This window comes from Bacillus sp. FJAT-27916, assembly GCF_001183965.1.
Taxonomy (GTDB): Bacteria; Bacillota; Bacilli; order Bacillales; family Pradoshiaceae; genus Pradoshia.
In genome coordinates this window covers 1,487,112-1,503,219 of sequence record NZ_LFZV01000001.1, presented here as the reverse complement: position 1 = coordinate 1,503,219, position 16,108 = coordinate 1,487,112, and the positions used below count along the sequence as shown (strand labels likewise).

The window sequence follows — 16,108 nt, the reverse complement described above, 5'->3', positions numbered from 1 at the left end:
CTGCCTTGTCCATTAGCGAAGAATATCAAGTAAGTAAGAATTAACGATGGCTCTTAGTTGTTCCTGTCTGCCGGATTGATTTTTGATTTCGCCAAGACCGAGTGCATACTGCTCCAATGATTTCAAATCAGCTTTTCCTTCAACGATTTCAAGGCCGATTCCATCTTTGAAGCTGCTGTAACGGTTATCAATGAAATTCTCAAGAACCTTGTCATCAATTAGTTTCTGAGCAACCTTGGCACCAATCGCGAAGCTGTCCATACCGGCAATATGAGCGTGGAATAAATCTTCCGGATCAAAGGAGCCCCTTCTTACCTTCGCATCAAAGTTCAGACCGCCTCTGCCAAGTCCGCCGTTCTTAATAATTTCATACATCGCTAATGTCGTAGAGTACAAGTCTGTTGGGAATTCGTCCGTATCCCAGCCAAGAAGCGGATCCCCTTGGTTTGCATCCACAGAACCTAGCATGCCATGAATGCGCGCAACGCGTAATTCATGCTCGAATGTATGGCCAGCCAAGGTTGCATGGTTTGCTTCTATATTAAACTTAAAGGAATCAGCTAAATCATAAGCCTGCAAGAATGATAGAGCTGTCGCCACATCATAATCATATTGGTGCTTTGTCGGCTCCTTCGGTTTTGGCTCAATCAAGAACTGGGCATCAAAGCCGATTTCTTTCGCGTAATCAACCGCCATATGGAACAAGCGTGCCAGATTATCGAGTTCGAGCTTCATATTTGTATTTAATAAAGTCTCATAGCCTTCACGACCGCCCCAGAACACATAGTTCTGCGCACCAAGCTCTTTACCGACTTCAAGACCCTTCTTCACCTTAGCTGCTGCATAGGCAAACACATCTGCATTCGGGGCTGTACCTGCACCATGCACCCAGCGAGGATGAGAGAACATATTCGCCGTGTTCCAAAGAAGCTTTGTTTTGCTCGTCTTCATATAATCCTTGATCATGGCAACAATCACATCAAGATTCTTGTTCGTCTCAGCTAAGGATGTTCCTTCCGGTGCAATATCGACATCATGGAAGCAGAAGAATGGCGCCTGCAATTTTTCGTAGAATTCAAATGATGCTTCGACACGTGCCTTCGCAAGATCTAATCCAGTTAAATGGTTGTATGGTCTCTTCATTGTTGCCTGACCGAATGGATCGGTGCCCTCAGCCGTAAAGGTATGCCAATAAGACACAGCGAAACGAAGCAGTTCCTCCATCGTCTGACCATTTACTTGCTCGTTCGGATTATAATAACGGAATGAAAAATCATTTTGACTGTTTGGCCCTTCATATTGAATCTTCTGTACATTTGAGAAATAGCTCATCATTTCTTCCTCCTTGAAAATCTATGTAATCGTTTACAACTCACAAGGAAATTGTAGCATGGAAAACTTTGTTTGTCTAACGAATAAACAAAGTTTTTCAAATCGTTGCACTTATGGTATAAATAAGAGTAGCGAGTATATGAAGGAGAGGAAATGATGAAGTGGAATCAGCAAGTCGTTAAGCTGAACAATAAACAAATCATCCTGCAAGCCATACGTGATAAAGCACCAATCTCACGAGCCGACTTATCCCAAACACTCGGGTTGACGAAAGGCACCATCTCCTCCTTAGTGAACGAATTGCTTGAGGAGAAGTTATGTGTAGAATCAGGTCCTGGGGAATCAAGCGGCGGCAGAAGACCTGTCATGCTTCTGTTTAATGACCGGGCCGGCTATACGATTGGCATCGATGTCGGCGTCAATTACATACTAGGCATCTTAACTACGTTAAATGGCGATATCATACGTAAGGAGAAACAGAAAACAGACAACAAGGATTATCAAGCAGCTGTCGGAAGAATCATCTCTATGATCAAGGACCTTCATCAATCCGTTCCAGAAAGCCCTTATGGCGTCGTCGGAATCGGGATTGGGATTCCTGGAATTGTGGATAATGAGGGAGATATCCTGCTTGCCCCGAACCTTGGCTGGGAGTACAAGAATCTCAGGAAGGAAATCGAGGCAGCCTTCTCCATTCCCGTCATTATTGAGAACGAGGCTAACGCAGGGGCTTATGCCGAAAAAATCCTCGGTGCCGGCCAGGATTGCGACAATATGGTCTATGTCAGTGCCGGAATTGGGATTGGGGCTGGATTTATCTTGAATGGGCAGCTCTTTAAGGGGGCAAACGGGATATCTGGTGAAATGGGCCATATGTCCATTCAATATGACGGACTTCCTTGTCCATGCGGGAATAAGGGCTGCTGGGAATTATACGCCTCAGAGCGCGCCCTGCTGACAAAGGCAGAGGCCATCCATCCAAATCAAGAAGACCTCTCCCTTGAGGATTTGATTGAGTTATGTGACACCAATCGCCAAACGAAGCCTCTATTTGAGGAGGTCGGAACCTTTCTCGGAATTGGGATGACGAATATCGCCAATACCTTTAATCCTGAGAAGATCATCATCGGCAATCGGCTCGCAATGGCGAAAGATTTGCTGATAGAATCCATTCTGGCAAACGTAAAGGAACGAAGCCTGAAAAACAACCAAACTGATTTGCAGATTGTTTTTTCCAATCTATCAGTCTATTCCGCCGCATTAGGGGCAGCCGCACATGGGGCAGAACATTTTTTATCCATTGATTTACACAAAAAAAGTGTAAATGCATACTAAAACCGTCGATATATATGATGTAACAGTCATCGCAGCATTCTCCATTCTTTGGAACCCTCCTCCCCACCAGGGCTTGGAGGGATTTTTTTGGGTGCAAAAAAGTGGCCGGCTCGGTGCTGCACCCCAAAAGTTAGAGTAAAAAAGCTAACTTTTGGGGTGTTTTTATATGGGGAAATATAGTGAGGAATTTAAATTAAAAGTTGTCAAAGAGTATTTAGAAGGTTCTTTAGGAAGTGTATCGTTGGCGAAAAAACACGGCATACCCAGTCATTCACAAATCCAACGCTGGGTACGTGCTTATGAAGCCTTTGGAGAAGATGGATTGCGAAGAAAACAGTCCAAACAAGTTATTCCTGTTCAATTTAAAATCGATGTATTACACTTTATGAAACAAACAGGTGCTTCTTACCAAGATACAGCGATTAGATTTAAACTAAATAATCCTAGCTTGATTGCGACTTGGAACAGAAAATTTTCGGAAGAAGGTATCGAAGGCCTGATAGAAAAAGCGAAAGGACGGCCTCCTATGTCTAAAAATCGAAAGGCGAAATCAGAAAGAGGAAAGCAAGCGAAATCATTATCTCGTGAAGAACAATTAGAACGTGAAAATGAACTTCTTCGTTTAGAGAACGCTTATTTAAAAAAGTTAAAAGCTTTTCAGGAGAATCCGGATGCCTTCCTCGCAAAGCACAAGCAGCACTGGCATTCGGGCTCAAAGAAGAAGGATTCCGATTAAAAGATGTACTTGGAGTAGTTGGTATTCCTGAATCAACGTATCATTATCACATCCAACAACTGAAGAAAGAAGACCCTGATAAAGGATGGACGACCATCATTTCAGAACTTTTTCAGAAGCACGAGGGAAAATACGGATACCGTCGCATTTATTTGGCATTACGAACACAAGGTTATGTCATCAATCATAAAAAGGTTCAGCGAATTATGAAGGAGTTAGGCTTAAAGTGTGTCAAATTCACCCGTAAATCTCGCTATAACTCCTATAAAGGTCAAGTAGGCAGGATAGCCAAAAATCGGTTGAACCGCAGGTTCCATACGCCTATTCGTCTACAGAAACTCGTCACAGATGTGACTGAATTTAAATGTGTTGGAGAAGAGAAGCTCTACTTAAGCCCTATTCTAGATTTATACAATGGCGAAATCATCTCGTTTGGAATGTCAAAAAGACCAACATTAAATTTCGTTATAGAACCACTAAATCAAGCATTAGAAGTCATTAAAAAGGAAGCGAACTTTCGAACTACCATCCATTCAGATCAGGGATGGCATTACCAGCACAACAAATGGGTCCATACATTGAGGCAGAATAACATTTTTCAGAGTATGTCGAGAAAGGCCACTTGTGCAGATAATGCGGCGATGGAAAACTTCTTTGGGATTTTAAAACAGGAGATGTATTATGGGGAAAAATTAGTCTCATATGATGAGCTAAAACAAAAGATCGAAGAGTACATCGATTACTATAACAATGAACGCATTAAGCAAAAATTGGCCGGTTTAAGTCCCGTACAATACCGAACTCAAACCAGCCAATCAGCTGCTTAATAAAACATTCTAACTTTTAGGGGTCACTACCCTCTGAGGTGAGCACGGCCCCTTTTTCATTTATTTATTGAAACTTTATGGTTTTATTCATATCTGCTGGGTCAGTTTCATCGTTGCCTGTCATTTTCTTGAATAGGTTGACAGCATTCTTCGTCACGCTTCCTGTTTCCCAATATTCTGCCGACCGGACATTTACCTTGAGCAAGACAACGTTTGGGTCATCATAGGAGGTGTCCAGCATCTTCTCATAGGCTTTATTCCAAAGCTCGCGTTTCTTATCCATATCCTCTACTACTTCTACTTTACCGCTGACAGAGACATAGGATTTACCCGCATAGGAAACATTCACGTCACTTTCATGCAGAATCTCACGGTATTTTTCGGTATCCTTCATGGTAAAGAACCAGAGATCCCCATCGAATTCGACTTCCTGCGTCATCATCGGGCGTGAAATCAGACCTTCCGGTGTGCTTGTTGTAAACATGGCTGTATCGATATCTTTAATTAAATCTCTCAGTTTTTCAATTTCTTCTTGATTATATTGGTTGTTCATCATCTCATCCTCCCTTATCGTTTATACGTATATTACCCTTGCATTTTCCTCTTAATCCTTTTATTAGGACTTATCATTTTCGAGCATAAAAAACAGCCAAGCAAATTGCTTTGACTGTCAGATTATCCGATAAAAATATCTTCCTCCGGATAGCGGATTTTTGCTGTCCTTGTTCTGGCGAAGGAGAAGGCCAATGTGAGCGGACCAATCCGTCCAATAAACATGAGAATAATGATCAAGAGCCTGCCGGCATTTGATAAGTCAGGCGTCAGTCCCATGGAAAGCCCCACTGTCCCAAAGGCCGAGAAGGACTCAAAGAGAATCATGGATAATGATGCATCCTCGGTGACGGTCAGCAGAAAAGCGGTCAAAAAGACAAAGAAAAGCCCAATCATCATCACCGCCAATGACTTAAAAACAACCGTCTGATGGATTGTCCGCTCAAACATGACCGGCTCCTTCCGTCCACGTATGTAGGCAAACACAGACCAGACAATGACGATAAAGGTTGTCACCTTGATTCCAGAACCGGTAGATGCACTGCCTGCCCCAATAAACATGAGAAGCATGATGAGAAGAAGCGATCCATCCGTCATCCCGCCAATATCAATCGTATTAAATCCAGCCGTACGCGGGGAAATCCCTTGAAAATACGACACCCACAGCTTCTCTCCAAGCGGCATAGAGCCAATGGTCGCCTCATTCGAATATTCAAGGAGGAACAAAAACAGAATGGCTGTCACATTCAATACAAATGTCCCGATGAGCATGATTTTGGAATGGAGCTTTAAGTTCTTGAAGTTTCGTTTATTTGCCAGATCAACCAATACGGTAAACCCCAGTCCTCCCGTGATAATCAACAGCGTGATAACCAAGTTAACAAGGCCATCATGCGAATAACCCATCAAATTATCGGAAAATAAGGAAAAACCCGCATTATTGAAGGCTGAGACGGAATGGAATAAACTATAGAACACTCCTCTCACAGCCCCATACACTGGTATCCATTTCAGCGAAAGGATGACAGTCCCGGCAAGCTCAACGGCTATCGTGAAAATAAATAAAATCTTCACCAAACGAATGACTCCCCCAATGGAGGTTTGGTTAAATGACTCTTGCACAATGAGCCTTTCTTTAAGCCCGATTTTCTTACCGAGAAGGATCAGGACAAAGATGGCAAACGTCATCAAGCCAAGTCCTCCAATCTGCATCATCACAATCATGACACATTCCCCAAATACAGAAAGTGTTGTCCCTATATTAATCACACTTAAGCCGGTCACCGTTGTTGCGGATGCGGCTGTAAAAAAGGCGTCCATCCAAGAGATTTCCACCTTCGTTGAAATCGGCAGCTTTAAGAGCACCGTTCCCAAAAGAATGACGAGCGCAAACCCCAGCGCCAGAACTTGAGGAGGTGTGAGTTGGATGGTTTCCCACTTGCTGTGATTCATGGATATTCCCCCGAGCTATAGTTCTATTTCACTAAATTTAGTGAGAGCTGATTTCTTGCCTATCATCATCAAGACATCCCCCTTTTGAATCACTTCATCAGGAAGCGGTGTCATAATTAAGTCGGAATTCCGCCAAATGGCGACAACCGTGCATCTGTATCGCTGACGAATATTGACCTCAACAAGGGTTTTCCCAGCAAGCTTGTCGGTCGCCATAATCTCCATCATGCTATGCTCTTCTGATAGAGCAATATAGTCAATAATATGCTGCGAGATAAGATGTTGGGCAATGCGCACACCCATATCCTTCTCCGGATGAATGATGCGGTCTGCCCCAATTTTCTCAAGCACCTTGTGATGATACTCATTCTGGGCTTTCACCCATACATTCTCTACACCTATCTCCTTCAAGATCAACGTCGTCAGAATGCTAGCCTGAATATCATCACCGATTGCAACAATGACATAATTGAAGTTCTTGATTCCAAGCGCCTTCATCGTCGCTTCATCTGTTGTGTTGGCAATCATGGCATGTGTGGAACAGGAGGAATATTCCCGAACTAGGTCTTCATTTATATCAATGGCCAAAACCTCATGTCCCATATTGAACAATTCTCTTGTTACCGCTCCACCGAATCGGCCTAGTCCGATGACTGCGTACTGTATTTTTGAACCCATTATCAACACTTCCTATTCTTATTAGTATATTGAAATAAAATTAATTTATTCTAATACCATTTCGTTGATGAATACCGCACCCTACATTTTGGGAAATTAACATCCACAAAGATTTCACAAATAGCAGTTTTACAATAAAACATAAGCAAAAAGCCAGATTAGATTATCTAACCTGGCTTCCACCCTATTTCCCCGTTTTTCCCTTTACTATCTTCTCTGTCTCTTCAATAATTTGCTCATATTTATCGGACATTTCATCATGTATTTTCCGTTTCCGGTCGCTTTCCTGTCTATAATAGGTTTGAATAGCTTCCATCCTTCTATCAGTCAGGTCGATAAAGGCTTGCCGCTCCTCCGTATTCGCAAATTTCCTCTCTTCATCAAGGAGGGAGGCCACGCTGCTTAGGAATTGATTCTCTGAATTGGCCTCTGTGGTGAGTCCTGTTGTGGTCCAAGGGAGTTCAATCGCAAAATTCGTTGTATGGCTGTACAGGTCCATATAGCTGCTTTTGCTCCATTGGACATAATCCATATAAAGGCGCGAGTACTCCTTTTGTAGGTAATCATTCAACTCATCCTCTGAATAAACCGAGGTATAGACCCCGCCGCCTGCCTCAGCGACCTCCTTCAATTGCTTCTGCCCTTCATCATCCACATCAAAACCAATGATGTTCACCTCTGTCGCAACCTCTGAATCCTTCAGGCTCTTAGCCGCTGCGACCGGATTATCATCACATGTCTCAACACCATCACTAACCAGATAGATCACATTGCGCGTGTTCTCCCCCTCTGATTTCAACAGCTTCTCCTCCGCATGCTTCAGCGCCCCGGCAATCGGCGTCCATCCAGCCGGCTCGAACTGATCGAGTGCCGCAGTGAATTTCTTCTTATCATAGGCTTGAAGCGGATAGACGACTTCATGGGAGGTGCATGAAAGCTCTTTATCCGCATCGTCCCCTGTTCCTTTATGACCATATACTTGAAGCATCAGATTAGAGCCATCCGGAAGATCCTCCGCATATTGCTGAATGGCCTTCTTCGCCAGGACCATCTTCTCGCCGCCAGAAACAGGCGCCCTCATACTCCCGCTCGCATCAAGGAGGATAGCCACATTCACCTCCTCAAGCTCAGGAATATCAATTTGATCATCAAAGGAGGAATCCAATTCAATATAGGGATCAATCTCCTCAAACCCCTTCGCCTGCTCTCGATAATCATAGGCCATCAGCGGAATAACCCGATTATAAGCCTCTTTTCCTGTCATTCCTTCAGGAAGCTTCTTCAGCTCTTCATCGAATTGCTCCTTTATCTGGTCATCTGAACGAATGTCATTCAGCGGAAACTTTCCGGTCTGGCTGACAATATCATGCACATTATAAACGGGAGCATCCGGAACAGTCTCCTTCTTCTCCTTTTGCTCTTGCGGCTCACTGCTGGCTGCCTTTTCTTTCTCACTAGATTCTTTCTCCACCCCTGAACAGCCAAACAGCAGAACCATGCAACATATCACCATGAAAGAGCCTATTAATCTCTTCATCTTATCCCCTTTCACCACATATTCTATATGGTTCAATATATCCTTTTCATTTCCAAATCCTCAAGTGAAAACCTGGAAAGATTGAGATGAAAGGATAAAATAGGACCAATTTCTTATGTACAAGAATCATACTTGAAAGATTAGTTTTGCTAAAAAAAGGGTAAAGATATATATATAAAGTTCGACCAAATTCGACATAAAGGATGTTGAGAATCATGAAAACATTCAAAGTTGGTGACCGAGTCTATGTTAAAGAAGAAAACGAAATGGTAGAGGGCACAGTTGCCAAGGTCGATGCTGGCAAAGAGATCGCAACTGTATATTTCGAGAAGCCTTACTACAATCTACGAACACGGAAATTTCATTTTACTGCATTGCACGCAATGGATGAAACAGACCTAACATCTGACGATTATCTAGATTTGATGAACCTAGCCCTCTCACTCGGGGATGAAGAGCTATTTGCATCCTTCAAGAAAGAATTGAATAACTGCAGGACACTCAATTAACATCCCTTATACACATACAATAACCAGATTAAATCATCAGGCGGAGTTCTCTCCGCTCTTTTTTGTTGATAAGGAAAAAAGGGTTCTATACTAAATGTTGGGGTGTCCACAAAAAACGGACATAAAAAAAGAGCACACATGCTCCACTTTTCTTATACTTGAATTGTCGAGAAACAAGTCGAAAAGGAGATGTGTGCTCTTGAATTTTAACATAACATTGCCAGGTTTAGAAGACGTTAAGGTGATAAAGTCCAAGGTAAATGATCATGGTGTTTTTGAAATGACCGTGGAGATGCCCCTGACCCCGCATATTTGTCCAAGATGCGGCGAGAAAACAGGGAAGGTTCATGATTATCGCATCCAGTCCGTTCGACATCTGAAAATGGCGGAACGACCAACGATTCTCCAGTATCGTAAACGCCGGTATGCCTGTCAATGCGGGAAAAGGTTTGCCGAACAGAATCCGTTTGTCGATCGGTATCAACGCTTCTCAAAAGAATGGAACCAACAAGTACAAATACGAGCCGTCAAAGCGAAGACATTCAAGGAAATCGCCGCTCAATACCACACATCCGTCAGTACCATCATCCGGCGGTTTGATGCCATTGTCCCGTCCTCCATGAAGGGGAAGTCAGCCTTACCAGAAGTGATTGCCATTGATGAATTCAAGGGGAATACAGGCAAGGAAAAGTACCAGCTCATCATCGCAAATGCCGAGACTCGCGAGCCAATTGACATCCTACCAAATCGGCGAAAGGACACCATCAAGGACTATTTGCGCCAATACGGCGCGAAGGTGAAAGTGGTGGTCATGGACATGAGCCAGGCCTTTAAAGCGGCGGTTCAACAGGCGTTGGATCGTCCCATCATTGTGGCGGATAGCTTTCACTTTGTGCGATATATGAATTGGGCACTGGATCGGGTTCGAGTGAGGGAACAGGCCAGGTGGCATGAATATGACCGAAAGAAATGCAAGAAAGCCCGCTATATCTTTCATAAAGCTGCTCATAAATTAACGGAGAAAGACCAATGGCTTCTTCAGCGATACTTCAGCTTTTCCCCTGAGCTCCAGAAAGCGTATGAGCTCAAGGAAGCCTTTTATACGTGGTTTTATAAGGCAAAAGAAAATGGAGAAAATGGGATTGTGGAGACGCAGAAAGAACTTCGCAAGTTCTATCAGAAGGTAGAAGAGAGTGGCATTCCTGAATTGATCAAGACAGTCCAAACGTATCGAAACTGGGAAAGAGAAATCTTAAATCGCTTCGAGTTCAATTACTCGAATGGGTTTGTGGAAGGCTTAAACAATTTGACAACGGTCATGAAACGGAATGGATTTGGCTATCGGAATTTCACCCGATTCCGCGCGAGAATCCTTCTCCATCATCAATATAAAAACATCGGCGATTCATTAGGATAAGGGGTAGAGCAAAAAGACTCTACCCCAACACTTGAAAAAGAACCAAAAAAGAAAGGATGGCGGCTGAACACTCAGCGCCATCCTTTCTCACTTACCAGTTTCATTCATGTTTATGTTTTTTTCTAGTGTAATATAAACCGAAACCGGCAAGCATGAACACGGCTAATGCCAAGAAGATGTTGACGACATCTTGGCCTGTTTTCGGATTAACGAAATCCGTCACAGCCGCCACGATCTTTTTCGCAACAGTTGGTTCTTCTTTATCCACAACCGCTGCTTTCACTTCATGAACCGTTACAGTTGCTTCGGCTTCATGGACGATTTCCTCACCATCCATGGTTACCTTCGCTACCGCAACGTTGGTTAATTCACCGATATCCTCTGCAGTTGCTTTATGAGTAACGGTGAATGTTTTCGTTTCCCCAACCTCAATCTGGCTGATGACTTCGTCAAGACCGACCATTTCGTCGACGACGTTGATGTCAGTCAACGCTTTATTGCCTGTGTTGGTGACATCGATGGTGTAAGTGATGGTTTCGCCCACTTTCACTTCATCTTTGTCGGCTGTTTTGTTGATTTCAAATCCATAAGTCGGATCAACGACGATGGTTACTTCGTCTTCTTCGGTAACATCATCATTTTTCACTGTGACGGCATTTGTATAAACTGTGTCACCGAGATCAGATTCCGGAATCACATAGGATGCATGGAATGTTTCAGTTTGTCCAGCAGCTAAATCAAATGCGCCTTCATAGCCTTCCACTGATAATTGATCGATTGTAGAGTCTCCGTCTTTAGAGAAGACATCTTCAAGTGTCAATCCGTTCAAATCAATGTTACCATTGTTGGTTACCTTGATCGTATAGTTGACGGTTTCACCTTGTTCATAGTTTGTTTTATCAGTAGTTTTTTCAACTGTTAGGCTAGGATTTTCTTTTGTGTTTTCGATTGTTTTCTGAATAACCGGATGATCTTTATCAATCTTTACAGCCCACTCTGTTTCCTCTTCAAGGAGATAACCTTCAGGAGCTTTTGTTTCAACTAATGTATACTCACCATAAGCAAGACCTTTCATCACTGCTTGACCTTCTTCATCCGTCGTAACAGTCATTAATTCGTCTTCCCCTAGATAAATCGTGAATTCAGCTCCAGCCAATGCTTTTCCAGTTTCGGAATCTACCTTATTAATCGCAACAGAACCTACTCCACTATTATGGATAGTAAATTCTTGTGATTCATTTTCAGCCTTCACTGTGAAGCTGACCGGTGTTCCATCTACTTTGTACCCATCAATTGTTTCGATTTCTTTCAATTGATAGTCGCCATAAGCAAGACCAGAAACTGTTGCTTGTCCTTTTTCATTAGTTGTCACTTTCGTAATCAAAGTTTCTCCTTGATAGATTCCGAAAATAACTCCTTCAAGTGGTTTTTCTGTTAATTGGTCTACTTTTGTGATATCAATGGATCCTTTACCTGTGTTCTCAATTTTGAAGGTATGACCTTCATTTTCAGAGTCGACAGTCACCTCAATTGGTGTTTTTTCCACCTTATAGCCTTCTGGCGCTGCGATCTCTTTCAACTCGTACTTGCCATAAGCAAGACCCGTGAAAGTTGCTTTACCTTCTTTGTCTGTTTTCCCAGAGGTCATCAATTTATCTCCTTGGTAGTCGCCAAATTGTACGCCTTCCAACGCTTGGCCAGTCATCGCATCCACTTTCTCGATGTCGCTGGATCCCTTACCAGTATTCTTGATTGTGTAATCACGGCTTTCATGATCCGCATTAATCGTTACCTTGATTGGGGTTCCTTCTACTTTGTAGCCTTCTGGCGCTGCGATCTCTATCAACTCGTACTTGCCATAAGCAAGACCCGTGAAAGTTGCTTTACCTTCTTTGTCTGTTTTCCCAGAGGTCATCAATTTATCTCCTTGGTAGTCGCCAAATTGTACGCCTTCCAACGCTTGGCCAGTCATCGCATCCACTTTCTCGATGTCGCTGGATCCCTTACCAGTATTCTTGATTGTGTAATCACGGCTTTCATGATCCGCATTAATCGTTACCTTGATTGGGGTTCCTTCTACTTTGTAGCCTTCTGGCGCTGCGATCTCTATCAACTCGTACTTGCCATAAGCAAGACCCGTGAAAGTTGCTTTACCTTCTTTGTCTGTTTTCCCAGAGGTCATCAATTTATCTCCTTGGTAGTCGCCAAATTGTACGCCTTCCAACGCTTGGCCAGTCATCGCATCCACTTTCTCGATGTCGCTGGATCCCTTACCAGTATTCTTGATTGTGTAATCACGGCTTTCATGATCCGCATTAATCGTTACCTTGATTGGGGTTCCTTCTACTTTGTAGCCTTCTGGCGCTGCGATCTCTATCAACTCGTACTTGCCATAAGCAAGACCCGTGAAAGTTGCTTTACCTTCTTTGTCTGTTTTCCCAGAGGTCATCAATTTATCTCCTTGGTAGTCGCCAAATTGTACGCCTTCCAACGCTTGGCCAGTCATCGCATCCACTTTCTCGATGTCGCTGGATCCCTTACCAGTATTCTTGATTGTGTAATCACGGCTTTCATGATCCGCATTAATCGTTACCTTGATTGGGGTTCCTTCTACTTTGTAGCCTTCTGGCGCTGCGATCTCTATCAACTCGTACTTGCCATAAGCAAGACCCGTGAAAGTTGCTTTACCTTCTTTGTCTGTTTTCCCAGAGGTCATCAATTTATCTCCTTGGTAGTCGCCAAATTGTACGCCTTCCAACGCTTGGCCAGTCATCGCATCCACTTTCTCGATGTCGCTGGATCCCTTACCAGTATTCTTGATTGTGTAATCACGGCTTTCATGATCCGCATTAATCGTTACCTTGATTGGGGTTCCTTCTACTTTGTAGCCTTCTGGCGCTGCGATCTCTATCAACTCGTACTTGCCATAAGCAAGACCCGTGAAAGTTGCTTTACCTTCTTTGTCTGTTTTCCCAGAGGTCATCAATTTATCTCCTTGGTAGTCGCCAAATTGTACGCCTTCCAACGCTTGGCCAGTCATCGCATCCACTTTCTCGATGTCGCTGGATCCCTTACCAGTATTCTTGATTGTGTAATCACGGCTTTCATGATCCGCATTAATCGTTACCTTGATTGGGGTTCCTTCTACTTTGTAGCCTTCTGGCGCTGCGATCTCTATCAACTCGTACTTGCCATAAGCAAGACCCGTGAAAGTTGCTTTACCTTCTTTGTCTGTTTTCCCAGAGGTCATCAATTTATCTCCTTGGTAGTCGCCAAATTGTACGCCTTCCAACGCTTGGCCAGTCATCGCATCCACTTTCTCGATGTCGCTGGATCCCTTACCAGTATTCTTGATTGTGTAATCACGGCTTTCATGATCCGCATTAATCGTTACCTTGATTGGGGTTCCTTCTACTTTGTAGCCTTCTGGCGCTGCGATCTCTATCAACTCGTACTTGCCATAAGCAAGACCCGTGAAAGTTGCTTTACCTTCTTTGTCTGTTTTCCCAGAGGTCATCAATTTATCTCCTTGGTAGTCGCCAAATTGTACGCCTTCCAACGCTTGGCCAGTCATCGCATCCACTTTCTCGATGTCGCTGGATCCCTTACCAGTATTCTTGATTGTGTAATCACGGCTTTCATGATCCGCATTAATCGTTACCTTGATTGGGGTTCCTTCTACTTTGTAGCCTTCTGGCGCTGCGATCTCTATCAACTCGTACTTGCCATAAGCAAGACCCGTGAAAGTTGCTTTACCTTCTTTGTCTGTTTTCCCAGAGGTCATCAATTTATCTCCTTGGTAGTCGCCAAATTGTACGCCTTCCAACGCTTGGCCAGTCATCGCATCCACTTTCTCGATGTCGCTGGATCCCTTACCAGTATTCTTGATTGTGTAATCACGGCTTTCATGATCCGCATTAATCGTTACCTTGATTGGGGTTCCTTCTACTTTGTAGCCTTCTGGCGCTGCGATCTCTATCAACTCGTACTTGCCATAAGCAAGACCCGTGAAAGTTGCTTTACCTTCTTTGTCTGTTTTCCCAGAGGTCATCAATTTATCTCCTTGGTAGTCGCCAAATTGTACGCCTTCCAACGCTTGGCCAGTCATCGCATCCACTTTCTCGATGTCGCTGGATCCCTTACCAGTATTCTTGATTGTGTAATCACGGCTTTCATGATCCGCATTAATCGTTACCTTGATTGGGGTTCCTTCTACTTTGTAGCCTTCTGGCGCTGCGATCTCTATCAACTCGTACTTGCCATAAGCAAGACCCGTGAAAGTTGCTTTACCTTCTTTGTCTGTTTTCACAGAGGTGATCAATTTATCACCTTGGTAGACGCCAAATTCTACGCCTTCCATCGCTTGGCCAGTCAACGCATCCACTTCCTCGATGTCGATGGATCCCTTACCTGTGTTCGCAATTTTGAAGGTATGACCTTCATTTTCAGAGTCGACAGTCGCCTCAATTGGTGTTTTTTCCACCTTATAGCCTTCTGGCGCTGCGATCTCTTTCAACTCGTACTTGCCATAAGCAAGACCAGTGAAGGTTGCTTTACCTTCTTTGTCTGTTTTCACAGAGGTGATCAATTTATCACCTTGGTAGACGCCAAATTCTACGCCTTCCAACGCTTGGCCAGTCAACGCATCCACTTTCGTGATGTCAATGGTTCCTTTACCCGTGTTTGTAAATGTTTGAGCAAAGCTTGTTTGACCTTCCTCTGTACCAATCGTGAAGCTAATTGGCGTTTGATCAAGTTTATAACCATCAATTGTGCTTTTTTCTACAATTTTGTATGAACCTGGAGCCAAACCAACAAATACCGCAAGACCGTCCTTAGTTTCTACAGTTTGAATTACCTTATCTCCTTTCATAAGATCAAAGATAACACCGTCTAACGGTTCTTCAGTAATTTCATCAATTTTTAGGATTGATGCTGATCCTACTCCAGTATTTCCAATCACTTTGCTAATAAGTTGATTGTCTTTATCAATTGTTACCGGTATTTCAGTATCATCGAGTTCATAACCTGGGATTGTCTTTACTTCCTTAATCACATAATCACCATAGGCTAAACCAGAGAAGATTAATTGGCCTTCACTATTTGTGGCAATCTCATCTAGTTTTGTTTCACCTTTATAAATGGCAAAAGTGACACCTTTAAGCTTATCTCCAGTTACTGAATCAACTTTTGTTACAATAACTTGTCCTGTACCAATGTTATCAACTTTAATAATCTCACTGGTATTATTCGAGTCAATTATAAATATTATTGGATCCACATTTAGTTGATAACCATCTATTGTTGATTTTTCAGTAAGTGAATATGTTCCATAAGCTAATCCACCCAAGGATGCAGCACCATCTTTATCTGTGGTTAACTCTGCAATTAATTTGTCTCCTTGTTTAATTTCAAAAACAACGCCTTTTAGAGTTGCTCCTGTTAATTCATCGGTCTTTTTGATTGTTACGCTTCCGACACCCTTATTTTTGATTTGAAGAGTGACTTCTGCGTTTCCTTCTCCAGACGCAATCGTGAAGTCGTGTTTCGTGTCATCTGTTTTATAGCCAGCCAATCCTTGTGTCTCTTGAGCATAATACTCACCGTAGGCCAAGCCGCTCAATGTCACTGTTCCACCATTACCAGTTTCAACTTTCTGAACTAAATCACCAGATTTAGTGTAAACACCGAATTCCACTCCTGCCAAGCCTTTGCCTGTCAAAGGTCTTTTTG

Annotated in this window: 10 protein-coding genes and 1 pseudogene; 5 read left to right on the top strand and 6 right to left on the bottom strand. The window is 43.2% G+C overall.

The annotated features are described in order from the left end of the window. Positions 1–12 precede the first annotated feature (12 nt). Positions 13–1,332, bottom strand: coding sequence for a xylose isomerase (gene xylA, locus AC622_RS07170; RefSeq protein ID WP_049670441.1), 1,320 nt, complete (start codon positions 1,330–1,332; stop codon positions 13–15). 153 nt (positions 1,333–1,485) lie between these two features. On the opposite strand from xylA, the gene AC622_RS07165 reads away from it, so the two are divergent. The 3 genes and pseudogenes from AC622_RS07165 to AC622_RS07155 form a co-directional block, all read left to right on the top strand. Next, entirely contained in the window at positions 1,486–2,667 is a 1,182-nt protein-coding gene (locus AC622_RS07165; RefSeq protein ID WP_331456703.1) for an ROK family transcriptional regulator, read from the top strand. 166 nt (positions 2,668–2,833) lie between these two features. Continuing rightward, complete coding sequence (locus AC622_RS07160) at positions 2,834–3,403, top strand: helix-turn-helix domain-containing protein (RefSeq protein WP_049670439.1); 570 nt, start codon at positions 2,834–2,836, stop codon at positions 3,401–3,403. After that, positions 3,361–4,230, top strand: a pseudogene (locus tag AC622_RS07155) (IS3 family transposase); the annotation flags it as partial. The gene AC622_RS07160 and the pseudogene AC622_RS07155, both read left to right, overlap by 43 nt. Before the next feature lie 64 nt (positions 4,231–4,294). Here AC622_RS07155 and AC622_RS07150 read toward each other — a convergent pair. The 4 genes from AC622_RS07150 to AC622_RS07135 form a co-directional block, all read right to left on the bottom strand. Beyond that, complete coding sequence (locus AC622_RS07150) at positions 4,295–4,783, bottom strand: pyridoxamine 5'-phosphate oxidase family protein (protein ID WP_049670437.1); 489 nt, start codon at positions 4,781–4,783, stop codon at positions 4,295–4,297. A 122-nt stretch (positions 4,784–4,905) separates the two neighbouring features. After that, positions 4,906–6,234 carry a TrkH family potassium uptake protein gene (locus AC622_RS07145; RefSeq protein WP_049670436.1) on the bottom strand — a complete coding sequence of 443 codons (1,329 nt, stop codon included), beginning with the start codon at positions 6,232–6,234 and terminating at the stop codon, positions 4,906–4,908. Positions 6,235–6,249: 15 nt separating this feature from the next. Next, the gene (locus tag AC622_RS07140) at positions 6,250–6,912 is read right to left on the bottom strand and encodes a potassium channel family protein (protein WP_049670435.1); all 663 of its coding nucleotides are present in this window, start codon (positions 6,910–6,912) and stop codon (positions 6,250–6,252) included. 184 nt (positions 6,913–7,096) lie between these two features. Beyond that, on the bottom strand, positions 7,097–8,449 hold the full coding sequence (locus AC622_RS07135; protein WP_082197058.1) for a VWA domain-containing protein: 1,353 nt from the start codon (positions 8,447–8,449) through the stop codon (positions 7,097–7,099). A gap of 215 nt (positions 8,450–8,664) precedes the next feature. Between AC622_RS07135 and AC622_RS07130 the strand changes: the two genes are divergently transcribed. Beyond that, a complete protein-coding gene (locus AC622_RS07130; protein ID WP_049670433.1) occupies positions 8,665–8,958 on the top strand; it encodes a hypothetical protein in 294 nt (97 codons plus the stop codon). 193 nt (positions 8,959–9,151) lie between these two features. Next, entirely contained in the window at positions 9,152–10,375 is a 1,224-nt protein-coding gene (locus AC622_RS07125; RefSeq protein ID WP_082197057.1) for an ISL3 family transposase, read from the top strand. Positions 10,376–10,475: 100 nt separating this feature from the next. Here the strand turns inward: AC622_RS07125 and AC622_RS07120 are convergent, their stop codons facing one another. After that, positions 10,476–16,082 (bottom strand): SpaA isopeptide-forming pilin-related protein, encoded by a 5,607-nt coding sequence (locus AC622_RS07120; RefSeq protein WP_156185581.1) that lies wholly within the window; start codon positions 16,080–16,082, stop codon positions 10,476–10,478. Positions 16,083–16,108 lie beyond the last annotated feature (26 nt).

Bases quoted from the DNA above. Each gene is read 5' to 3' on its own strand.
- xylA (WP_049670441.1), bottom strand. From the start codon at position 1,332: ATGAGCTATTTCTCAAATGTACAGAAGATTCAATATGAAGGGCCAAAC.
- AC622_RS07165 (WP_331456703.1), top strand. From the start codon at position 1,486: ATGATGAAGTGGAATCAGCAAGTCGTTAAGCTGAACAATAAACAAATC.
- AC622_RS07160 (WP_049670439.1), top strand. From the start codon at position 2,834: ATGGGGAAATATAGTGAGGAATTTAAATTAAAAGTTGTCAAAGAGTAT.
- AC622_RS07150 (WP_049670437.1), bottom strand. From the start codon at position 4,783: ATGAACAACCAATATAATCAAGAAGAAATTGAAAAACTGAGAGATTTA.
- AC622_RS07145 (WP_049670436.1), bottom strand. From the start codon at position 6,234: ATGAATCACAGCAAGTGGGAAACCATCCAACTCACACCTCCTCAAGTT.
- AC622_RS07140 (WP_049670435.1), bottom strand. From the start codon at position 6,912: ATGGGTTCAAAAATACAGTACGCAGTCATCGGACTAGGCCGATTCGGT.
- AC622_RS07135 (WP_082197058.1), bottom strand. From the start codon at position 8,449: ATGAAGAGATTAATAGGCTCTTTCATGGTGATATGTTGCATGGTTCTG.
- AC622_RS07130 (WP_049670433.1), top strand. From the start codon at position 8,665: ATGAAAACATTCAAAGTTGGTGACCGAGTCTATGTTAAAGAAGAAAAC.